Source organism: Rhodopseudomonas palustris (assembly GCF_003031265.1).
In the GTDB taxonomy this organism is placed as follows: Bacteria; Pseudomonadota; Alphaproteobacteria; order Rhizobiales; family Xanthobacteraceae; genus Rhodopseudomonas; species Rhodopseudomonas palustris_H.
Genome location: NZ_CP019966.1, coordinates 4210764 through 4231557, shown reverse-complemented (window position 1 = coordinate 4231557; position 20794 = coordinate 4210764). Strand labels below are relative to the sequence as shown.

The 20794-nt window shown below is 64.2% G+C and carries 20 protein-coding genes; 10 read left to right on the top strand and 10 right to left on the bottom strand.

All coding sequences use genetic code 11. From position 1 onward, the window contains the following. The gene (locus tag RPPS3_RS19665) at positions 1 to 756 is read left to right on the top strand and encodes a GNAT family N-acetyltransferase (protein WP_107345568.1); all 756 of its coding nucleotides are present in this window, start codon (positions 1 to 3) and stop codon (positions 754 to 756) included. Between the two features lie 160 nt (positions 757 to 916). Here the strand turns inward: RPPS3_RS19665 and RPPS3_RS19660 are convergent, their stop codons facing one another. After that, complete coding sequence (locus RPPS3_RS19660; protein WP_107345567.1) at positions 917 to 2695, bottom strand: cation:proton antiporter domain-containing protein; 1779 nt, start codon at positions 2693 to 2695, stop codon at positions 917 to 919. Between the two features lie 166 nt (positions 2696 to 2861). Here RPPS3_RS19660 and ybaL point away from each other — a divergent pair, with 166 nt between their 5' ends. Further along, positions 2862 to 4613: a YbaL family putative K(+) efflux transporter gene (gene ybaL, locus RPPS3_RS19655; RefSeq protein WP_199852156.1), complete on the top strand. Its 1752-nt coding sequence runs from the start codon at positions 2862 to 2864 to the stop codon at positions 4611 to 4613. A 5-nt stretch (positions 4614 to 4618) separates the two neighbouring features. Here ybaL and RPPS3_RS19650 read toward each other — a convergent pair whose 3' ends face one another. Then, entirely contained in the window at positions 4619 to 4951 is a 333-nt protein-coding gene (locus RPPS3_RS19650; RefSeq protein ID WP_107345566.1) for a YnfA family protein, read from the bottom strand. A 129-nt stretch (positions 4952 to 5080) separates the two neighbouring features. Further along, complete coding sequence (locus RPPS3_RS19645) at positions 5081 to 6304, bottom strand: NADP-dependent isocitrate dehydrogenase (protein ID WP_107345565.1); 1224 nt, start codon at positions 6302 to 6304, stop codon at positions 5081 to 5083. 389 nt (positions 6305 to 6693) lie between these two features. On the opposite strand from RPPS3_RS19645, the gene RPPS3_RS19640 reads away from it, so the two are divergent. From RPPS3_RS19640 to RPPS3_RS19610, 7 genes are all read left to right on the top strand, one after another. Further along, positions 6694 to 7890, top strand: coding sequence for a TrmJ/YjtD family RNA methyltransferase (locus tag RPPS3_RS19640; RefSeq protein ID WP_107345564.1), 1197 nt, complete (start codon positions 6694 to 6696; stop codon positions 7888 to 7890). Between the two features lie 63 nt (positions 7891 to 7953). Continuing rightward, positions 7954 to 8190: an antitoxin gene (locus RPPS3_RS19635; protein WP_107345563.1), complete on the top strand. Its 237-nt coding sequence runs from the start codon at positions 7954 to 7956 to the stop codon at positions 8188 to 8190. Between the two features lie 8 nt (positions 8191 to 8198). Next, complete coding sequence (locus RPPS3_RS19630) at positions 8199 to 8588, top strand: type II toxin-antitoxin system VapC family toxin (protein WP_434006784.1); 390 nt, start codon at positions 8199 to 8201, stop codon at positions 8586 to 8588. A 116-nt stretch (positions 8589 to 8704) separates the two neighbouring features. Next, positions 8705 to 9106, top strand: coding sequence for a DUF2147 domain-containing protein (locus RPPS3_RS19625; RefSeq protein WP_107345561.1), 402 nt, complete (start codon positions 8705 to 8707; stop codon positions 9104 to 9106). Further along, positions 9107 to 9643 (top strand): mismatch-specific DNA-glycosylase, encoded by a 537-nt coding sequence (locus RPPS3_RS19620; RefSeq protein WP_234819990.1) that lies wholly within the window; start codon positions 9107 to 9109, stop codon positions 9641 to 9643. It begins immediately after the preceding gene. 60 nt (positions 9644 to 9703) lie between these two features. Then, a complete protein-coding gene (greA, locus tag RPPS3_RS19615; RefSeq protein ID WP_107346689.1) occupies positions 9704 to 10186 on the top strand; it encodes a transcription elongation factor GreA in 483 nt (160 codons plus the stop codon). 59 nt (positions 10187 to 10245) lie between these two features. Beyond that, positions 10246 to 10707, top strand: a complete 462-nt coding sequence (locus RPPS3_RS19610) for a hypothetical protein (protein WP_107345560.1) — start codon at positions 10246 to 10248, stop codon at positions 10705 to 10707. 126 nt (positions 10708 to 10833) lie between these two features. On the opposite strand, the gene RPPS3_RS19605 is transcribed toward RPPS3_RS19610, so the two are convergent. Then, the gene (locus tag RPPS3_RS19605; protein ID WP_107345559.1) at positions 10834 to 11073 is read right to left on the bottom strand and encodes a hypothetical protein; all 240 of its coding nucleotides are present in this window, start codon (positions 11071 to 11073) and stop codon (positions 10834 to 10836) included. Between the two features lie 461 nt (positions 11074 to 11534). Here RPPS3_RS19605 and RPPS3_RS19600 point away from each other — a divergent pair, with 461 nt between their 5' ends. Beyond that, positions 11535 to 12353: an isocitrate lyase/PEP mutase family protein gene (locus tag RPPS3_RS19600; protein ID WP_107345558.1), complete on the top strand. Its 819-nt coding sequence runs from the start codon at positions 11535 to 11537 to the stop codon at positions 12351 to 12353. A 25-nt stretch (positions 12354 to 12378) separates the two neighbouring features. On the opposite strand, the gene RPPS3_RS19595 is transcribed toward RPPS3_RS19600, so the two are convergent. The 6 genes from RPPS3_RS19595 to RPPS3_RS19570 form a co-directional block, all read right to left on the bottom strand. Further along, on the bottom strand, positions 12379 to 15609 hold the full coding sequence (locus RPPS3_RS19595) for a type I restriction endonuclease subunit R (protein ID WP_107345557.1): 3231 nt from the start codon (positions 15607 to 15609) through the stop codon (positions 12379 to 12381). A 32-nt stretch (positions 15610 to 15641) separates the two neighbouring features. After that, positions 15642 to 15956 carry a hypothetical protein gene (locus tag RPPS3_RS19590; RefSeq protein ID WP_107345556.1) on the bottom strand — a complete coding sequence of 105 codons (315 nt, stop codon included), beginning with the start codon at positions 15954 to 15956 and terminating at the stop codon, positions 15642 to 15644. Further along, positions 15953 to 17173, bottom strand: a complete 1221-nt coding sequence (locus RPPS3_RS19585; RefSeq protein ID WP_107345555.1) for a restriction endonuclease subunit S — start codon at positions 17171 to 17173, stop codon at positions 15953 to 15955. Before RPPS3_RS19585 ends, RPPS3_RS19590 begins: the two co-directional genes overlap by 4 nt. Beyond that, positions 17166 to 18965, bottom strand: coding sequence for a type I restriction-modification system subunit M (locus tag RPPS3_RS19580; RefSeq protein WP_234820245.1), 1800 nt, complete (start codon positions 18963 to 18965; stop codon positions 17166 to 17168). The genes RPPS3_RS19585 and RPPS3_RS19580 overlap by 8 nt, the downstream gene beginning before the upstream one ends. Positions 18966 to 19179: 214 nt before the next feature. Then, the gene (locus RPPS3_RS19575) at positions 19180 to 19854 is read right to left on the bottom strand and encodes a hypothetical protein (protein WP_107345554.1); all 675 of its coding nucleotides are present in this window, start codon (positions 19852 to 19854) and stop codon (positions 19180 to 19182) included. Between the two features lie 497 nt (positions 19855 to 20351). Further along, entirely contained in the window at positions 20352 to 20675 is a 324-nt protein-coding gene (locus tag RPPS3_RS19570; RefSeq protein ID WP_107345553.1) for a DUF1476 domain-containing protein, read from the bottom strand. Positions 20676 to 20794 lie beyond the last annotated feature (119 nt).

Below are 20794 nucleotides of genomic sequence, written 5' to 3'. Positions count from 1 at the left end.
GTGGATCACGCATTGGCGTGGCAGGTCGAACAGGCCTGCCACAACGCTTGGCCGTCGTTGCGGTGCGCGCTGATCGGCGACTGGTTGCTGCGTTTCGGCGACGGCGTGTCGCGCCGGATCAATTCGGCCAATCCGCTGCATCCGGGCATCGCCACGATCGCGCCGCAGCTCGACGCATTCGATCGGCTCTATCGCGCGCAAGCGCTGCCGCTGATCGTGCGGCTGGTCTCGCTGTTGCCGCCGCAGGTGGAGCGCGAACTCGACACCCGCGGTTTCACGGCCGAGGGTGAAGCCTGCACGCTGTATCGCGATCTGGCGCCCGAGAACTTTCCCGCGATGGCGCCGGATGTCGCTATCACCGCGCGCGCCGATGCCGAGTGGCTGGCGGCCATCGCACGGCTGCAGGCGCAATCACCGTCACATGCCTCCGTGTATGCCCGCGTCGTCGATGCAATCGCGTTGCCGACCGGTTTCTTCGCGCTCCGCCACGACGGCCGCATCGTCGCGACCGCCTATGGCGTGCTGCACGGCGATCTGGTGGTGATCGAGTCGGTGGTGGTCGACGAGGCGCTGCGCGGGCAGGGCCTCGGCAAGCGCCTGATGACCGCGCTGCTCGCCTGGGCCGCCGCCCAAGGCGCCACCGGCGCCTGTCTGCAGGTCGTCACCGACAACACCGCCGGCCGCGCGCTCTATGCGGGCCTCGGCTTCGACCGTGAGCTCTACCGCTACCACTTCCGCCGCGCGCCGACGAAGTAACAACTTCGCCCCGTCATTCCGGGGCGCGCAGCGAAGCTGCGCGAACCCGGAATCCCGATCGGTCGAGCACTGTGCGCATCATCTCGAGATTCCGGGTTCGCTCACTTTGTGAGCGCCACGGAATGACGGGTGAGAAACGAACGTTTGCGGATAAGAGTGATTAATCCGCCGGCACGCCGGCGCGGACCCGCTTCTTCCTGGTGTCGCGTTCGTCGTGGATCACGGCGATGACTTTGCCGACCGGCATGCCGAGCGCCTGCAGAACGGTGGAGGCGATCTCGAAGCTGGCTTCGAGGACTTCGCGGATCACCTCGGTGGCGCCGAGGGTGAACAGCCGGGCGGCGTGATCGGCATCGCGGGCGCGGACGATCACCGGCAGATCGGCGCGCTCGGCGCGGGCCGCGGCGACGACATGTTCGGCGGCCGCGGCGTCGTGCATCGTCACCACCACGGCGGGCGCATCGCCGAGCCCGCATTTGCGCAGGAAGGCGCGCTGGGTGGCGTCGCCATACACCACATTGGCGCCGGCCTTGCGGGCGCGGGCGACCGCCTCGGGATCGACATCGATGCCGATGAACGGCTTGCCCTGCTTGTTCAGGATGTCGCCGACGATGCGGCCGACGCGGCCGTAGCCGACCAGGATGATGCGCGGCGTGTCGCCGGGCGTCGGATCGGTGTGGCCGGCCGCGACCGCCACCGCCTTGCGGGCACGTGCGCTGGCCTTGCGGCTGAGCCGCGCCAGATACGGCGTCAGCATCATGGTGCCCGACGACACCAGCAGCATGAACTGCTCGACTTCGCGCGTCACGAGGCCGCTGGAGCTTGCGAGCCCGAGCACCAGGAAGGCGAATTCGCCGCCACCGGCGAGTAACAGGCTGGCCTCGGCGATCACCGGCCGCGACAGCCGGAACAGCCAGGTGAGGCCGGCGATCACCACCGCCTTCAGCGCCGTCATGCCGATCACCGAGGTGGCGACCATCGCCGGATAGCGCGCGACCTCCGCAAGGTCGATCCGCATCCCGACCGAGATGAAGAACAGCCCGAGCAGCATGCCTTTGAACGGCTCGATATCGACTTCGACCTGGCGGCGGAATTCGGTCTCCGCCAGCACCAGACCCGCCAGGAAGGCGCCGAGCGCCATCGACAGTCCGGCGACGTGGGTGACCAGCGAGGTACCGACGACGACGAACAGGATCGTCGCCATGAACAGCTCGCGGTTGTGGGTCGAAGCCACCAAGCGGAACAGCCGGCGCAGAACCAGGCGGCCGAAGCCGATGATCAGCAGGATCGCGGCCGCCGCCTGCACCAGCGCCATGCCCAGACCGAGCCACACTGCGCCGGTGCTGACCGCGCCGCCGCTCGCCGCGTCACCGGCGGCTTTGCCGAACACCACGATCAGAAACAGGATCGGCACCACGGCGAGATCCTGCGCCAGCAGCACCGCGAAGATGCTGCGGCCGGCAACGGTGGCGAGCCGCTTCTGCTCGGCGAGAAGCTGAAGCACGATCGCGGTCGACGACAGCGCCAGACAGGCGCCGATCACCAGGCTCGATTCCACCGTGTTGCCGAAGATCAGCGCGATGCCGCTGATCGCTGCCGTGGTCAGCACCACCTGCGACATGCCGAGGCCGAACACCAGCCGCCGCATCGTCCAGAGCCGGTCGAACGACAGTTCGAGGCCTATGGTGAACAGCAGGAAGGCGACGCCGAGTTCAGCGAGCCGGTCGACCGCATCCTGCGAGGTGATGGTGACGTAACTCAGCCAGGGCAGGTCGGCGCCGATCCGGCCGAGGCTGTGTGGGCCGAGCACCAGCCCGGCGACCAGAAAGCCGAGCACCGGGCTGACGCGAAACCGCGTCATCACCGGGATCAATACGCCTGCGGTCCCGAGAAACACCAAGGCTTCCCGGTAAACTCCGACATCGTTTTCGACTGACATCGTTCCTTCAATCACGTGAGGTAGCGGAGGGCGACGACATCGATCAAATCGTCGCAGGGCTGCGGCAATAGATCGCGATTCTGCACTTCGGCCCAAGCGGGTTCCCTGGCGCCAGCGTGCACTGCGGCGATCGGTAGCCGCCGCTCGGGTGGACGGTCGCGGCGTCATGCCGCACAACGGAACGATGGAGCACAACACCCCACTGATTTCCACCATCGTGGCCGGCTTGGTGCTGGCATTTGCCTTCGGTGTCGCGGCCCAGCGGCTGAAAATCTCGCCGCTGGTCGGTTATCTGCTCGCCGGCGTTGTGATCGGCCCATTCACCCCCGGCTATGTGGCCGATCAGAGCCTGGCCAACGAGCTCGCGGAGATCGGCGTGATCCTGCTGATGTTCGGCGTCGGTCTGCACTTCTCATTGAAGGATCTGCTCGAAGTCCGGGCGATCGCGATTCCCGGCGCGGTGGTGCAGATCGGCGCCGCAACCGTGCTGGGTGCCGGGCTCGGCCATGCGCTGGGCTGGCCGTTTGGCGCCGGCTTGGTGTTTGGTCTGGCGCTGTCGGTCGCAAGTACCGTGGTGCTGCTGCGCGCGCTGCAGGAGCGCCGGTTGGTCGACAGCGAGCGCGGCCGGATCGCGGTTGGCTGGCTGATCGTCGAAGACATCGCGATGGTGCTGACGCTGGTGCTGCTGCCCGCGGTCGCCGGCTTGCTCAAGGGCGAGGCGACCACCGCCAATTGGCAGATGGTGCTGTGGCCGGTTGCGCTGACGCTCGGCAAGGTGTTCGCCTTCATGGTGTTCATGCTGGTGGTCGGCCGCCGCATCATTCCGTGGATGCTGCACTATGTGGCGCACACCGGCTCGCGCGAGCTGTTTCGTCTCGCGGTGCTGGCGATCTCGCTCGGCGTCGCGTTCGGCGCGGCGGTGCTGTTCGACGTATCGCTCGCGCTCGGCGCATTCTTCGCCGGCATGATCCTGTCGGAGTCCGAGCTCAGTCATCGCGCCGCCAACGAAACGCTGCCGCTGCGCGATGCGTTCGCGGTGCTGTTCTTCGTTTCTGTCGGCATGCTGGTCGATCCCGGCATCGTGGCGCGCGAACCGCTGCCGCTCTTGGTCACCGTGCTGATCATCGTGTTCGGCAAGTCGATCGCCGCGTTCTTCATCGTGCGGCTGTTCGGCCATCCCAACATGACGGCGCTGACGATCTCCGCCTCGCTGGCGCAGATCGGCGAGTTCTCGTTCATTCTCGCCGGGCTCGGCGTCGCGCTCGGGCTGATGCCGGAGCGTGGCCGCGATCTGGTGCTGGCCGGCGCGATCATTTCGATCATGCTCAATCCCGTGATGTTCGTGCTGCTCGACCGCTTCAGCGCCAAAGTCGCGGCGGCGGCGGAAGCCGCCAAGCAGGCCGCGAAGGACGCTGCGGCCGCTGCAATGCCAGCCCAGCCGCGTGGCCATATCGTGCTGGTCGGGCACGGCCGCGTCGGCTCCAATGTCAGCGCCGCGCTCCGCCGTTCCGGTGCCGATATGGTGGTGATCGAGAACGACGACGAGCGGGTGGCGCGGCTGCAGCGTGAAGGCTTCACGGCGATCAACGGCAATGCCGCCGCGCAGGAGATCCTCGACGAGGCCGAGATCGCGCAGGCGCACGGTCTCCTCGTGGCAATCCCCAATGCGTTCGAAGGCGGTCAGATCGTCGCCAAGGCGCGTGCCGTCAACCCCGGCCTGCTGATTATCGCCCGCGCGCATTCTGCCGAGGAGGTCATCCATCTGCGCAGCAACGGGGCCAATCTGGTGATCATGGGCGAAGACGAAATCGCCCGCGCCATGATCGCCCGCCTCGGCGTCGATGCCATCAGCAGCGATGCGGCCGTCAGCCCGATCACCAGCGCTGCGGCACCGGCTTCGGCCGGGGCTGCGGCCTGATTAGTTCACGCCGGCAGCGAGCGCGGTCCGAACAGGATCACGCTCATGCCGACCAGGCAGATCGCGGCGCCGATCACGTCCCAATGGTCGGGACGATTGCCTTCCATCGCCCAGCCCCAGGCCAGCGCACTGGCGATGTAGATGCCGCCATAGGCAGCATAGGCGCGGCCGGCCAGCGGACTGTCGGCCAGCGTCAGTAAGTAAGCGAACAGCGCCAGCGCGAGCATGCCGGGGATCAGCCACAGTGGCGATTTGTCGAGCCGTAGCCACGCCCAGAATGCGAAGCACCCGGCGATCTCCATCAGCGCAGCGGCGCAGAAGGTTAGCAATGACGTCATGAGCGTGGCCGTGGCTTTCGGTAAGTCTGCGAGAGGTTGATGCGGTGAATTCTAAACCGATCGGGGCCGCAAAGAAAAAGGCGCGGGAAGCGATCCCGCGCCTTTTCGTTCGTTCAGTCGGCGCGCTGATTAGGCGGCCTTGGCGTCCATCGCCTTGTGCAGGTTCTGCGCGACCTTGTCGAGGAAGCCCTCGGTCGACAGCCAGCGCTGATCGGCGCCGACCAGGAGCGCGAGGTCCTTGGTCATGAAGCCGGCTTCGACGGTCTGCACGCAGACCTTCTCCAGCGTGTCGGCGAAGCGGGCGAGTTCTTCGTTGGAGTCGAGCTTGGCGCGATGCGCGAGGCCGCGGGTCCAGGCGAAGATCGAGGCGATCGAATTGGTCGAAGTCGCCTTGCCCTTCTGGTGTTCGCGATAGTGCCGGGTGACGGTGCCGTGCGCGGCTTCGGCTTCCACCGTCTTGCCGTCCGGCGTCATCAGCACAGAGGTCATCAGGCCGAGCGAGCCGTAGCCCTGCGCCACGGTGTCCGACTGCACGTCGCCGTCGTAGTTCTTACAGGCCCAGACGTAGCCGCCCGACCACTTCAGCGCCGACGCGACCATGTCGTCGATCAGGCGGTGCTCGTAGGTCAGGCCCTTGGCGTCGTACTCGGCCTTGAACTCGTTGTCGAAGATCTCCTGGAAGATGTCTTTGAAGCGACCGTCGTACACCTTCATGATGGTGTTCTTGGTCGACAGGTAGACCGGATAGTTGCGGATCAGGCCGTAGTTCAGCGAGGCGCGGGCGAAGTCCTTGATCGACTCGTCGAGGTTGTACATCGACATCGCAACGCCGGCGCCGGGCGCCTTGAAGACTTCGCGCTCGATCACCGAGCCGTCCTCGCCGACGAACTTCATCGTCAGCGTGCCCGGGCCCGGGAACTTGATGTCAGTCGCGCGATACTGATCGCCGTAAGCGTGACGGCCGATCACGATCGGCTTGGTCCAGCCCGGCACCAGGCGCGGCACGTTGTTGCAGATGATCGGTTCGCGGAAGATCACGCCGCCGAGGATGTTGCGGATGGTGCCGTTCGGCGACTTCCACATGCTCTTGAGGCCGAACTCCTTCACCCGCGCTTCGTCCGGGGTGATGGTGGCGCACTTCACGCCGACGCCGACCTGCTTGATCGCGTTCGCCGCATCGATGGTGACCTGGTCGTCGGTCGCGTCGCGGTGCTCCATCCCGAGGTCGAAATACATCAGTTCCACGTCGAGGAACGGCGTGATCAGCTTGTCCTTGATCATCTGCCATATGATGCGGGTCATCTCATCGCCGTCGAGTTCGACGACTGGGTTGGTCACCTTGATTTTCGCCATGCGGGATCGGGCCTTCTTGTGATTCTGCGCTTAAAGGGGCGGGAATTGGACTAAAGCCGCGCCCGCTATAGCACCGCGCCGGACGGGCCGAAAGGCGATTGCGGAAGCAATTTGGACGGATTCGCAGCGCGGCTCCGCATGGCTCGGCAACGCCGCGATCGCAAGGCGTGCCGCGACCGGAAGCGGGTAGGGCGCGCGCTGTGTCAAGCGTACTTCACAGCGGTTCAAACCGGCCGGCAAATCCACTATTTGCTTGAGAAATCGCCGCCGCCTTGGCAACGGAAAGGCGCGGCGGCCGCCGGCGTCCGGCCCGCCCCGCCGCGGCTTCCCCCGATCCTCCCGCGCGCCTCGGATCACTCCGAGGGCGCCCGTTTTTGAAAGACCTGCCCATGTCCGGCTCCGGCACCGACCGATCCAAGCCCCCGGCCGCGCTCGACGGCCCGGTGGTGATTCTGGTCGAGCCCCAATTGGGCGAAAACATCGGGATGTGCGCCCGCGCGATGGGCAATTTCGGGCTGACCCGGCTGCGGCTGGTGAAGCCGCGCGACGGCTGGCCGAACATCGCCGCGCAGCGCTCCGCCGCCGGCGCCGACCACATCCTGAACGCGGTCGAGCTGTTCGACAGCGTCGCCGACGCGGTGAAGGACTGTACGCTGCTGTTCGCCACCACGGCGCGCGCCCACGATCAGGCCAAGCCGGTGCGCGGGCCGGAAGCCGCCGCGCAGGAGATCGTCGCCGAGACTGCGTCGGGCGGCTCCACCGGCATCATGTTCGGCCGCGAGCGCCACGGCCTGGAGAACGACGAGGTCGCGCTCGCCAACCGCATCGTCACCTTCCCGGTCAATCCGGCGTTCGCTTCGCTGAACCTCGCCCAGGCGGTGCTGCTGATGGGCTACGAGTGGTTCAAGCACGCCACCCAGAATGCGCTGCCTTACGAGATGCCCGAGCGCAGCCCGCGCGCCTCGCAGCATCAGATCGACGCGTTCTTTTCCAACCTGGTCGCCGAGCTCGACCGCGTCGAATTCCTCCGCCCGCCGGAAAAGCGCGACACCATGCTGGTGAACCTGCGCAACATCTTCACCCGGATGGAGCCGAGCAAGCAGGACATGCACACGCTGCACGGCGTGGTGATGGCGATCGCCGACGGCCGCAAGGGCCCGGCTAAGGGCGGCGTACTCGACGGCGACCAGGCCACGCGATTGCGCGCCCTGCTCGCCGACCGCGCGTCCGGCGGCGCCGAGGCCGATGGAGGCTCGCTGCGCGGGCTGGCGCGGCTGCTGCGCCGCAATCCCACCGACGCCGAGCGGCTCTTATGGGAGAAGCTGCGCACCGACCGACGCTTCGCCGGCAATTTCAAGCGCCAGACCCCGGTCGGCCGCCACATCCCGGATTTCGTCTCCTTCACCCGCCGCGTCGCGATCGAACTGATCAACGACGGTGAGAGCGAAGCCGTCGCCGCCGACCGTGCCGCGCGCAAGGGCTGGCTCGAAGAGCGCGACTACCGCGTGGTGTGGGTCGAGGCCGCCGAGGTCACCGCCGACACCGCCGCGGTGCTGGAGCGGCTGGAGACGGCGCTGGCGCAGTAGGTGCCCTTGCGAGGGCGTTTCGCCAGACATATGCTTTTGGCATATGCCTGAAGGAGGCTGCCCATGACCGATCGGCGCCATGTCCGCCTGTTCCGTAACGGCCGCAATCAGGCCGTTCGCATTCCGGTGGAATTCGAGATGCCCGGCAACGAGGCGATCATGCACCGCGAGGGGGATCGGCTGGTGATCGAGCCCGTTCGCAAACGCGGACTGATCGCTTTGTTGAAATCGATGACGCCGCTCGACGAGCCGTTCCCCGTCATCGACGATCCCGCGCCGGCGCCGGAGAAGGTGCTGTGACGCGCTATATGCTCGATACCAACATTCTCTCCGATCTGATCCGCAATCCGCACGGCGCTGCTGTTCGCCGCATCGCCGAGGTCGGAGAGGGCAACGTCTGCACGAGTATCATCGTCGCCGCCGAACTCCGCTACGGCTGCGCCAAGAGCGGGTCGGTCAGATTGACCAAGGCCGTGGCCGATCTGCTCGAGGAAATCGACGTGCTGCCGTTCGAGCCGCCCGCCGACGAAGCCTATGGGGCGATCCGCTCATCGCTTGAAGCAGCAGGCACGCCGATCGGCAGCAACGACCTCCTGATCGCAGCTCATGCCAAGTCGCTCGGTGCGACCATCGTCACCGCGAACACGCAGGAGTTTGGTCGCGTGCAGGGTTTGGCAGTCGAGAACTGGCTGGCGTGATCTTTCCGGCAAGCGAGTTGTTTGCATTCGGCAGGCCCCGTTGACTTGCGACGCGGCGCACGTTCAGCTCGTACCAAGCGGCGGCTGGCCGCAGCACAAGCAACTCGGGAGGGGACATGACAACGACATCGACGATGCGCCGCGCGGGATGGCTCACCGGCCTCGGCCTGCTCGCCGCAGCGCTGGCCACCACAGGCGCGCGCGCCGACGACGTCGGCGGCACCTGGCTGCGCGAGACCGGCGCCTCCAAGGTCAAGTTCGCGCCCTGCGGCGGCGCGGTGTGCGGCACGCTGGTGTGGCTCAAGCCGGGCGTCGAGACCCCCGCCAAGGTCGGCCAGAAGATATTCTTCGACATGAAGCCGACCGGCCCGAACGCCTGGGCCGGCAGTGCCTTCAATCCGGAGGACGGCAAGACCTACACCGGCAAGATGAACCTCTCCGGCAGCACGCTGACCACCCAGGGCTGCGCGATGGGCGGCATGATCTGCAAATCCGCCACCTGGACGCGGGCGAACTGAGTGGAGGAGGCGCGCCAGCAAGGTCAGGTGAGCTTGCCCAAGGTCATCTTGCCTGACGTTCTGCAGCGCGGCCTCAGAGTCGTGTTCTGCGGCACCGCCGCCGGCCGTGCGTCGGAGAAGGCGCAAAGCTATTATGCGCACGGCCGGAACAAGTTCTGGAGCGTCCTCAGCGAAACGCGCCTCACCGATCGACAGCTGGCGCCGCACGAGTTTCGCGACGTGACGACATTCGGCATCGGCCTGACGGACCTGTGCAAGGATATGGCCGGAAGCGATCACGAGGTTCGGCCGCGGCCGGAACATCGGGTGGTTCTCAGACGTAAGATCGAAGAGAACCGTCCCGACTTTCTCGCCTTCACCAGTCTGGAAGCTGCGAAGCGGTTCGTCGGCCGCAGGGTCGGCCTCGGGCGTTATGAGGAGAGCATCGGAGCGACGTCGATCTATGTGCTGCCATCGACCTCGCCGATGGCCGATTGGAATTGGATGGCGAACAAGATCCACTGGTGGGAGTTTGCCGAACGGGTTCGCGCCTCTTGATCGGGGAGCGCTGTGTCGTTGCGTCAGGTCGCCGTCCGGCGACCGTCAATGGAGTTCAACTTGAGCGTCGCTTTCACCAAGGAAGATAGTGCCGAGACCGCCTCGGAGACCGTGCTGCCGGATCGCCCGATCTCGCCGCATCCGAACCTCGTCACCGCAGCCGGGCTGGCGGCGCTGGAGGCGCAGTTAGCCGAGGCGCGCGCCGCGCTCGAAGCTGCTGGCACGATCGAGGACGTCAACGAGCGCCGCCGCGCCGAAGCGATCCCGCTGCGCGACGCGCGCTACTACGCAGCCAGGGTGCGCAGCGCGCAAGTGATGCCCGATCCGCCTTCCTCCGACGAGATTGCGTTCGGCTCCACCGTCACGTTCCGCCGCGCCGACGGCCGCGTCCAAACCTACCGCATCGTCGGCGAAGACGAAGCCGATCCGAAGCAGGGCACGATCTCGTTCGTATCGCCGGTGGCGCGCTTGCTGATGGGCAAGAGCGTCGGCGACGTGGTGGGGAAGGGCGCGCAGGAGTTGGAGGTGGTGGGGTTGGGGTGAGATGCTTTATAGTTTTGGAGATAGTTGTGCTTAATATCAATGCTAGCATCGATTGATTGATGGCGACGCGAGATCAACTTTATGCAAAATTCGGAATAACTGCAGAGGCAGCTCAATTGTTCGAAGTTGAGCTGGGCACGCTGATTCTGTGTGCTAAGGGCCTGAAGAACGGTTGGCACGTTCTTCCGGATGCTGAGGCCGCCCAATCGGCGCTCAATCAAATTGACCGAAGCACGTTAGGTAACCTATTTAGCTCTCTGAAGGCCTGCGTTGAAATCAACGAAGATATAAGTAGTCGCTTTGTTTCCGCTGTGCGGGCGCGCAATCGACTGAACCATGGCTTCTTTGAGAGGCATCACCTCAAGATCCAGACTGACGAAGGTCGTGATGCGATGATCGCGGATCTTGAGAATTTGCACGATGAGCTCTTCAATGCTTGGCAGATTGCGAGCGCGATGACCGCATGCGCTATGCAGGCGCTCGAAGAGGCCTGCGCCAATGAGGTTTCGAAGCCTGCTTAGCAAGCCGTAGGGCGCAATAGCGAAGCGTATTGCGCCGCTTGAGCTATGGGGATGCTGCGGCTCTGATCCGCTAGCTGATCGTCAACAAAATAGCCTAGCGTCTCAGAAACGCCGAAGGGGCGAGCGTCACGGCCTGGATTCGCGCAGATAGCGCGCTTGTAAGCGCACCAGTTCGCGTCGGCTCAGATGTCCCCCGCGCTGCAGGGACATCAACGTCTGCTCGATATCGTCCAAAACGACATCGTCACCCGCCAGCCGGCTGATGTGACGCGCGAGGACATCGGATTCCGTCGCGGTAAGCTCAACCCGGTGCCGCCGCGCCAGGTCCGCGATCAAGTCGGCAGTAGCGTTGCGGTGGCCGGACATCGGACTTTCTCCCTCCTTCTTATATCACCTAAACGGCTGAAAACCCAAAAGATCCCCTTAGGAATGGAGTCGGCGGGGCGAGCGGAGCTTGGCTGTTGCGCGTGAATGACCGACAGTTCCGGGCGAGGCGCGTTCACTCCGCTTCGGCGCCTACGCGCTGTCCCCGGTCTCTCTCGTTAACGTTTTTCGCCCTTGGCCCGGTCGTGCCGCGTTTGCGCATGTCCATCTCTTGTGTGCGGAAGCTCGCCTCCGCGCGAGATGCAGTTCGTTACTTCTCGCGCGACCTGATTCGCTGTGATTCGTCACCGCTTTGTTCCGGCTGCGTTCGGAACGTTAAGGCGTGCGGTGGCGGCTGTCGCAGGGTGGGACACTTCGGCTGGCATCGGCGGCTTCGACGCCACGGCCGGCACCATGCTAGCGTCCGGCCAACAACAACAGCAGACATCACAGGGAGATCGCCGATGATCACGACCGCCGCCAAGCGGGCCACGTTTCGCAAGCTGCACGAGGCCGGCTGCTTCGTGTTGCCGAATCCGTGGGATGTCGGCTCGGCGCGGGCGCTGGCGTCGCTCGGGTTTCAGGCGCTGGCCTCGACCAGTGCCGGCTTTGCGTGGTCGGCGGGGCGGGCGGACAATCAGGTCAGCTGCGACGACGTGCTGGCGCATCTGACCACGCTGTGTGCGGCGGTGGATCTGCCGATCAACGCCGATTTCGAGAACGGCTTTGCGGACAGCCCCGACGGCGTCGCCGCCAATGTCACGCGCGCGATCGCCACCGGCATCGCCGGGCTTTCGATCGAGAATACGACCACCGATCCGGCGCAGCCGTTCTACGACGACGCGGTCGCCGCCGAGCGCATCAAGGCGGCGCGGGCGGCGATCGACGCCTCGGGTGAGGACGTCGTGCTGGTGGCGCGCTGCGAGGGTTTCTTCAAGGGCGAGCGCGATCTCGCCAAGACCACCGCGCGGCTGGTGGCGTTCGCCGAGGCCGGCGCCGACTGCCTGTACGCGCCGGGCATCACTACCGAGGCCGAGATCACCACGCTGGTGAAGGCGGTGGCGCCGAAGCCGCTCAATGTGCTGATCGCGCAGCCGAGCATGACGGTGCCGATGCTCGCCAACCTCGGCGTCCGCCGCATCAGCGTCGGCGGCTCGCTGGCGCGCTGCGCCTGGGCCGGCTTCCTCGGCGCCGCGCGCGAGATCGCCGAGCAGGGCACATTCACGGCATTCGCCGGAGCGACCAAGGGCGCGGAATTGAACGGGCTGCTTGAGCGAGGATGATCATTCGTGGCTGGGCCTCCACCCACTAAGCCGCCCAGCTCGCCGACAACGCTTCCGCCTGTCGAAGCACGGTCTGCACCGCAGCGTCCTGAAGATCCGGCGGATAGCCGTGCTTGCGGAGAATGCGCTTCACCAGCACACGCATCCGCGCGCGTGCGCTCTCTCGGTGTGACCAGTCCACGGAGATGTTTCCCTTGAGGCTGACAAGGAGTTCGTGGGCGATCAGCTTGAGGGAGTCGTTGCCCATCGCCTCGACCGCGCTGTTGTTTTCGGCCAGCGCGTCGTAGAACGCGATTTCCTCCTGCGAGAGCCCCTGCTCCTCGCCGCGTCGGCGGGCGGCGCGAAGCTCCTTGGCGAGGGCGATCAGCTCCTGCAGCACCTCGACGGTGGAGATGGCGTTGCTATGATAACGGGCGATGGCGGCTTCCAGCCGCTCGGAGAAGCGCTTGGTCTCGACCACGTTGGTCTGGCTGCGCGAGCGAATTTCGTCGTTCAGGAGCTTGCGTAGTGCTTCCAGCGCTAGATTCTTCTTATCGAGCTGCTGCACCTCCGCGAGGAATTCGTCCGACAGGATGGAGATGTCAGGCGACGTGATGCCGGCGGCGGCGAGGATGTCGACGATTTCGGTCGAGACCACTGCGCGATCGAGAATCTGCTGGATGGCGAACTCGCGTTGGGCGTTGCTCTGACCCGAGTTTTCAGCGGATTTCACCAGCGCGATACGGACCGTCTGGAAGAACCCAATTTCATCGCGGATTGCGCGGGCCTCGTCGCTGGCCGCTGCCAGCGAAAAGGCGACAGAGAGTGCACGCACGGCGTCTTGATAGCGGCGATTCTCGCGGCGCTTGCCGTCCTCGCTGGTCTCGCGCGCAGCGGCTTCATGCTGACGGGTGAGAATCCATTCGATCGCTTCAGCCAGCACGACCAAGCGTTGATGCGGTGTCCCGGCCAAGCCACGCTCGTAGTCGAACCCGTGATACATCGCCTTGACGACTTCGTACGCCTTGAGTAACGCGGCGACCGCCTTGGCTTCGTCGATGCCGGCCTGGCGCTGGTCCGCGCCGGAATATTCGCCGAGCGCGTTCTTCAGGTTCTGCGCGATGCCGATATAGTCGACGACGAGCCCGGCCGGCTTGTCGCGGAACACGCGGTTGACGCGGGCGATCGCTTGCATCAGACCGTGCCCCTTCATCGGCTTGTCGACATACATCGTGTGCATCGACGGTGCGTCGAAGCCGGTCAGCCACATGTCGCGCACGATCACCAGCTTCAGCGGGTCCGTCGGATCTTTCGCTCGCTTCGCCAGCAGGTCGCGGCGTGACTTCGGTCCGATATGGCGCTGCCAGCTTTCCGGATCGGCGGCCGAGCCGGTCATCACGATCTTGATAGCTCCGGAAGCGTCGTCATCGCTGTGCCAATCTCGGCGCAACTTGACGATGTGGTCGTACAGTGCCACGCAGATGCGGCGGCTCATGCACACCACCATCGCCTTGCCGGGCAGGGCGGCGGCGCGGTCCTCGAAGTGCTGGACGAGGTCGGCCGCCACCATGGCGAGCCGCTTCTTGGAGCCGACTAAGGCCTCCACAGTCGCCCATTTGCGCTTGATGCGTTCCTGTTCAGTGATCGCCTCGTCTTCGGTCAGTTCGTCGATCTCGGCGTCGACGATCGGCTTTTCTTCGGGGCGAAGCTCGATGCGTGCGAGTCGGCTTTCGTAGTAGATCGGCACCGTGGCGCCGTCTTCGACCGCGCGGCTGATGTCGTAGACGTCGATATAGTCGCCGAACACCATCGGGGTGTTGACGTCGTCCTTTTCGATCGGCGTCCCGGTGAAGCCGATGAACGACGCGTTCGGCAGCGCGTCGCGCAAATACTTAGCGAAGCCGTAGGCAATCACGCCGGTCTTCTGCGCGATCTTAGCGCCGAAGCCGTACTGACTGCGATGCGCTTCGTCGGCGATCACCACGATGTTGCGCCGGTCGGACAGCTTCGGGTAGGTCGTTTCGCCGCCGGCCGGCGTGAATTTCTGTATGGTGGTGAAGATCACGCCGCCGGAGGCGCGGCTGAGCGCCGCCTGCAAATCCTCCCGGCTTTCGGCCTGGATCGGCGTCTGCCGGATCAGGTCGCAGCACATCGAAAAGGTGCTGAACAGCTGGTCGTCGAGATCGTTGCGGTCGGTAATCACCAGGATAGTCGGGTTTTCCATCTGCGGATGGCGCACCAGCTGGCCGGCATAGAACGCCATCAGTAGGCTCTTGCCGGAGCCCTGGGTGTGCCAGATCACGCCGATGCGCTTGTCGCCTTTGGGGTAGTCTTTGACTCCGGGCAGGCCGTAGGCGGCAGGGTCTTCGCGCAGGCCTGGAAAGCCCGGGGACGCCGTTGTCGGCCTGACATTCAGCGCCAAAGCGCGGATCGTCGAATCCACTGCGCGCTTGACGGCGTGAAACTGATGATAGCCCGCGATGATCTTGGCGAGGTCCTTGCCGGTCTCGCCGAACACTGTGAAGTCGCGCACGAGGTCGAGCAAGCGGCGCTGCTCGAAGATACCCTCGATCAGCACGCTGAGCTCGGGATGGCCCTTGGCGGCAATCACGTCGCCATCCGTGGTGCGCCAGGGCATGAAGCGCTCCTGGTCCGCGGTCAGCGAGCCGACGCGCGCGGTGATGCCATCCGAGGTGATCAGCACCGCATTGGTCCGGAACAGCGCCGGGATCTGGTTCTTGTAGGTCTGGAGCTGATTGTAGGCGCCCTCCAGCGTGGCGTTGGCGCCGCCGGGCGCCTTCAGTTCGATCACGCCAAGCGGCAAGCCGTTGACGAACACCACCACGTCCGGCCGCCGGTTAAATGTGCCGGCAATCACCGTGAACTGGCCGGTCGCCAGCCAGTCGTTGGCGGCGGGATCGTCGAAGTCGATCAGCCGGACCTTGTCGCCGCGAATTGTCCCGTCCTCGCCATAGAACTCGACGTCGACGCCTTCAATCATCGCTTTGTGCAGGCGGCGGTTCTCTTCGATCAGCGAGGGCTTCTCGGTGGCGAGCAGCTTGCGCAACGCGTCGCCGCGCGCGTCGGCGGGAATGTCCGGATTGAGTTTGTCGATTGCCGCCGCGAGACGCTTGACCAGCACCACATCCGCATAGGCTTCCCGCTCCGGCGCCTTGCCGTCTGGCCCGATCTCGGCGTCGGACGCCGCCGCATAGCCGAGCCGGGCGAGATGATCGAGGACCATTTTCTCGACGGCAGCTTCGGATAGATAGGCCACACCTGTCTCCGCTCAATTCGTGATAAAAATGATCATGATAGAAATGTCGGACCCGGACTGCCGGCGTTGCCACCGTGACGGGTAATGCCTAGCCCAATCTGACGTGTACCTTCCGGTCGAACTTGTAAGGAGTGCTTACAAGTTGTCGCCTCCGGCGTCAGTTCGCCCTGCGCGAAAACGGCGCGCAAATGATGGGTGATGTTCTGCGGGGTCGTCTCGAACAGCAGGCCGATTTCGGCCAGGGTCAGCCAGACGGTGCAGTCCGCCGGCCGCAACTGCACTGCATCGCGGCCGTCCTCGGTGCTGTAGATTAGTTCGCCCTCTCCCTCGTCGCCCTCAGAATTCATGCGGCTTTCCCGACGATCTTCTCGGCGTCCTTGATACGGATTTCGCCGGACATCAGTTTGGGGAGGAGGAAATCGCGGGTGGCGGCGAGGGCGCGGTTCTCAGCACGGTTTCCCAAGATTTTCTGCAGGAAGGGGCCTGCAATAGTCCCGTACTGCGAAATTGTGGTATGGGATGCAGTCAGTACGTTTCTCTGCAAGAGATTTGTCGGGGAGATTCGTTGATGGCTGTTTGAGGTGCCGGTTGCCATGGAATGAAGCATCGCGCGGAATCCAAAATTAGTAAAAATTCCAAATAGGATTGCTCGATTGGAGCTTTCGGTTGATGTAAAGGCTAAAAACTCGGTCGAGCAGATTTGCTGTCGATCTTGTGCAGGCTCCGGAATCCAGACGCGCTCAATTTCGGGATTAAGTTTCGACAGCAGAATAGAATCCGGCGGGACTATTGTCTTGTTGCTCTTAATCTGCGCCCCACGTTCAAGAGTGGGGGAGCGGCTTGTATCATAAGCAGGCAAACTGAAATGCTCGAATTCGGCGTCAGGTGCTGCGAGAGGAGTTAGCCCGCGGGTATGATGGATTACCAATTGATCTAGGCGAAAGCTATTCCAACCTTCTGGCTCGCCGTTTTTGTCGAGAGCATCTGGAAAAAGCGACCACACATCCGCCGCGAGGTAGGGCGCCCGCCCTTCCATCTTGGCGCGGGTCGGGCCGAAATCGACGAACCAGTCCTTGAAGATCGCCCGCGCCATCGCTTCCAGCGTCTCGTTCATCCGCCGGTTCAGTTCGATCTTGTCGTCGAGAGCGCCGAGGATGGAGGCGATTGCGAACTGCTCCTCACGGTCTGCAGGATATCTAACAATAGCAGTGTGAAGGTGATTTCGATTCAGCCCAGGTACGGCAGCCTTGTCTGAGTAGGCCAGAAAATCAATGCAACGCAAGAAGTAGGAGATGAAGCGCTGATCGTTTCCTTTGAAGTCGCGGACATATAGAGTTGTATTGAGTGGCCAGAAATCACCATCGATGAAGTAGACTTCACCAATCGTGCCGTACCGCCCAGTTACCACTCCAGGACCTTTGACCTTTGCTTCGCTATGAAAATCAGAGGTCCCTGATGATGAAACGATAGGTATCAATCCGCGCTGGCGCGATTGTTGGGGAAGATCGTAGCCGCGCTTTAGCTCGATCACGTCGCCGAGATTGCCGGTGAGCCATTCACCCATGGGGGACGATCTCACTTAGCTTCGCTTGGATGGTCTTCACAAGCCTGTTGCTTTCAGTGAACTGTTCGTCGAGTTTTGCCCGCAGAGCTTCGAACCGCTCTCGAAATGGCACATCATCATCTTCAACGTCAGCCGCGCCCACGTATCGCCCCGGCGTCAGCACATATCCGTGGCCTTTGATGTTCTCCAGATCTGCTGACTTGCAGAACCCGGGCACGTCCTGATAGACGCCCACATCCGCCTCTCCGCGCCAAGCATGATAGGCCCGCGTGATCTTCTCGATATCGTCGTAAGAAAACTCTTTGCGCGTGCGGTCCACCATGTGGCCGAGCTTGCGCGCGTCGATGAACAGGATCTCGTTGCGTCGGTCGCGCAGCTTGGCATCGCGGGCGATGCCGTTGGATTTGTCGCGGGCGAGGAACCACAGGCAGACCGGGATCTGCGTCGAGTAGAACAACTGGCCGGGCAGGGCGATCATGCAGTCGACCACGCCGGGCTTGCCCTCGACGCCTTCGATCAGCGCGCGGCGGATGGTGTCTTCGCCGCTCTGGGTCGATGACATCGAGCCGTTGGCCAGCACCACGCCGGCGGTGCCGGTCGGCGCGAGGTGATGCACAATGTGCTGGATCCAGGCGAAGTTAGCGTTGCCGGCGGGCGGCACGCCGTAAGTCCAGCGCGCGTCCTCGCGCAGCCGGTCGCCGCCCCAATCTGAAATGTTGAAGGGTGGGTTGGCGAGGATGTAGTCGGCCTTGAGGTCGCGTAGTTCGTCCTTGTGGAAGCTGCCCTCGCTGTTCCATTTGATGTCGGCGTCGATGCCGCGCACCGCGAGGTTCATCTTGCACAACCGCCACGTCGTGTAGTTCGACTCTTGGCCATAAACGGCGATGTCGCCGATCCGGCCTTCGTGTTCCAGCACGAATTTTTCCGACTGCACGAACATGCCGCCCGAGCCGCAGCACGGATCGTAGACCCGGCCCTTGTAGGGCTCGAGCATTTCGACCATGACGCGGACCACCGAACGCGGCGTATAGAATTCGCCGCCGCGCTTGCCTTCGGAGCCGGCGAACTGGCCGAGGAAATATTCATAGACGCGGCCGAGCACGTCGCGCGCCTCGCCCTTTTCCTGGCCGAGCGCGATGCCGGAGATCAGGTCGATCAATTCGCCGAGCATCACCGCGTTCAACGCGGGGCGGGCGTAGTCCTTGGGCAGCACGCCTTTTAGGGTGTCGTTGCGCTTCTCGATGGCCATCATGGCCTCGTCGATCAGCTTACCGATCGTCGGCTGCTTGGCATTCGCCTGCAGATGCGACCAGCGTGCCTCCCTTGGCACCCAGAACACGTTCTCGGCGGCATATTCGTCCGGGTCTTCGGCGCCGTCGGGATAGTCGGCCAGCAGCTCGGCGCGCTTGGCTTCGAAGCTGTCCGAGATATGCTTGAGGAAGATCAGGCCGAGCGCGACGTGCTTGTAGTCCGACGGCTCCATGTTGCCGCGGAGCTTGTCGGCGGCCTTGAACAGATCGGCCTCGAAGCCGAGGTCGCCGCCATTGCGATTGCCATTCGGGCGGGCCGGTTTGGTGGCAGGAGGGGTTGCTGGCGTCTGCTTCGGTTCGGCCTTTTTGGGTTCGATCTTCGCAGCCTTCGCCAATGCGACCGAACCGCCACGCCCGCGGCCAGGTAGGATGGCGCCTTCGGCGACCAGCTCGTCCTTCACCGCGTCATAGGTCGTTTCCTGCCATTGCAGCGCATCGCGCAGGCGTCCGTTGCCGGCGGAGCCGCCGAGTTCAGCCAACACCGCCAAGAATTTCTCTTTTCGCGCCTGACTAGCCATTCCGTTCCAACTCGCCTCTTAGTTCTCGTTATAGCCCGGGCAACGGACACCGGCCCGCTGGCCTGGGCGATTGTTTGTGAGCAAAACGGCACAACTTCAATGTGTAATTTTGCCTTGGCTGCCGCGATCCGATCGGGTTGAGCAGATCAGGGCCTAGCGCAAGCAGCTCCTTAATTGTCTACTTCCTCCTCCTCGGTCCCCGCCGCACCACTTCGCGCTTCGGCGGGGTGTAGGCGTCGTCCAGCAGCGCCATGGCTTCGGCGGGGATGCAGGTGGTGAAGACGCCGCCGTGGCGCATGTCGGTGAGGGCTTTGCGGATCGCGGGCTCGCGGTCCAGCCAGTCCTCTTCGGTGCGCGGCGCCGGGCCGGGTTTGCCGGGGCGACCGCGACCTTTTTGAGTGAGCCGCGCCATTTTCAGCACCTCCATCGCCTCGATCAGCCGGTTGAGATCGACCGACGGCGACTGCCAAAGCTCGTCGACATAGCGTTCGGCAAGCTGCTGCAGTTTGCTGCTGAGCATCCGGAGCTTCAGCCGGCGGCCGGCGCGCTCGGTCGGCACGGTGTCGCTGGCGCGCGGCGCCAATGGGTGACGCGTCCAGTTGAACTCACGCTTCCAGCGCCCGACGGTGCCGGCGCTGACGCCAGTCTTCGCCTCGATCTGCTTGTAGGTCAGCGAGGTCTGTTCGATCAGACGGCGCACATGGGCGACCTTGGCATTGGTATGCAGCCGCTTGCAGCCCTTCGGACGGCCGCCAGGGACCGGCGGCGGTCCGTCGTCGAGCGTGGCCAGCACCAGCCGGTCGAGGGAGGAGTCGAGCACACGAATGGGGGAGCGAAAAACCGGGAAGGGCATGTTGGGGCTCCGGTCAAAGCAGGGCATCAATCCAACATAAGAATATATACCTAGGAGATCGCAGGGCAAGGGGGACGTCGCCGCGAGCGCTTCCGCAGCCACGCCCCGGCCCTGACGGAGGATCGTTGGGGCAGGCCACCGCTGCGCCATCGCCCGTGCCGCGTTCAGATCGTTCGACCGCGAATGTTAACTCTTCCGCGCCGTTCACCGACCATGGGCGAGGGGACGCTTCCAGCCTTGGTGTGAGCGGGAAGGCGGACGCACAACTTGCAGCGTTCGCCGCGCCGGCAAGGCCGATTCGCAGCGATTCGTCGCCGCTTTGTTCCGCCTGCGTGCCGAACGTTAATCCGAGCCAGGCGGGCTGTCGCAGAGTGGGACACCATCGGCCGTGCTTGGCCCGGCGCCGGCGCCAAAAACACGAATGCCCGGGACAGGCCCGGGCATTTGAAATTCGATTAGGCAATCAGGTGGCCGCGGTGGCGGCCGGCGGGAACCTGTCAGGTTCCGGCCTTCACCTCTTGGACCGCCTGGGCATAGAACTCGGCCATCTTGGCGCGCAGTTCGGTCTCCGGCAGGTTGATGCCCTTGTCGGTGAGGTCCTTGGTGACCTTGCGCACCACGTCGTCGTCGCCGGCCTCTTCCAGGTCGGCGATCACCACCTCTTTGGCGTAGGCGGCGGCAGCGTCGCCGGACAGGCCGAGCTTCTCGGCGATCCAGAGGCCCAGCAGCTTGTCGCGGCGCGCCTCGGCCTTGAACTTCTGCTCTTCGTCGAGCGCGAACTTCCTCTCGAAGCCTTCTTCGCGCTTGTCGAACGTGGTCATGTCTGTTGTTCCGATCTTGAGCCGGCAGAAGGGCCGGTTTGCGGTGGGCAGGTTCGATGCCTAGATATCCAGAGCCGCCCGTTAAGACAACTGCCACAATGGCGCACAGCGAGGGGTAA

Bases quoted from the DNA above. Each gene is read 5' to 3' on its own strand.
- RPPS3_RS19660 (WP_107345567.1), bottom strand. From the start codon at position 2,695: ATGTCAGTCGAAAACGATGTCGGAGTTTACCGGGAAGCCTTGGTGTTT.
- ybaL (WP_199852156.1), top strand. From the start codon at position 2,862: ATGCCGCACAACGGAACGATGGAGCACAACACCCCACTGATTTCCACC.
- RPPS3_RS19650 (WP_107345566.1), bottom strand. From the start codon at position 4,951: ATGACGTCATTGCTAACCTTCTGCGCCGCTGCGCTGATGGAGATCGCC.
- RPPS3_RS19645 (WP_107345565.1), bottom strand. From the start codon at position 6,304: ATGGCGAAAATCAAGGTGACCAACCCAGTCGTCGAACTCGACGGCGAT.
- RPPS3_RS19640 (WP_107345564.1), top strand. From the start codon at position 6,694: ATGTCCGGCTCCGGCACCGACCGATCCAAGCCCCCGGCCGCGCTCGAC.
- RPPS3_RS19635 (WP_107345563.1), top strand. From the start codon at position 7,954: ATGACCGATCGGCGCCATGTCCGCCTGTTCCGTAACGGCCGCAATCAG.
- RPPS3_RS19630 (WP_434006784.1), top strand. From the start codon at position 8,199: ATGCTCGATACCAACATTCTCTCCGATCTGATCCGCAATCCGCACGGC.
- RPPS3_RS19625 (WP_107345561.1), top strand. From the start codon at position 8,705: ATGACAACGACATCGACGATGCGCCGCGCGGGATGGCTCACCGGCCTC.
- RPPS3_RS19610 (WP_107345560.1), top strand. From the start codon at position 10,246: ATGGCGACGCGAGATCAACTTTATGCAAAATTCGGAATAACTGCAGAG.
- RPPS3_RS19605 (WP_107345559.1), bottom strand. From the start codon at position 11,073: ATGTCCGGCCACCGCAACGCTACTGCCGACTTGATCGCGGACCTGGCG.
- RPPS3_RS19600 (WP_107345558.1), top strand. From the start codon at position 11,535: ATGATCACGACCGCCGCCAAGCGGGCCACGTTTCGCAAGCTGCACGAG.
- RPPS3_RS19590 (WP_107345556.1), bottom strand. From the start codon at position 15,956: ATGAATTCTGAGGGCGACGAGGGAGAGGGCGAACTAATCTACAGCACC.
- RPPS3_RS19585 (WP_107345555.1), bottom strand. From the start codon at position 17,173: ATGGGTGAATGGCTCACCGGCAATCTCGGCGACGTGATCGAGCTAAAG.
- RPPS3_RS19575 (WP_107345554.1), bottom strand. From the start codon at position 19,854: ATGCCCTTCCCGGTTTTTCGCTCCCCCATTCGTGTGCTCGACTCCTCC.
- RPPS3_RS19570 (WP_107345553.1), bottom strand. From the start codon at position 20,675: ATGACCACGTTCGACAAGCGCGAAGAAGGCTTCGAGAGGAAGTTCGCG.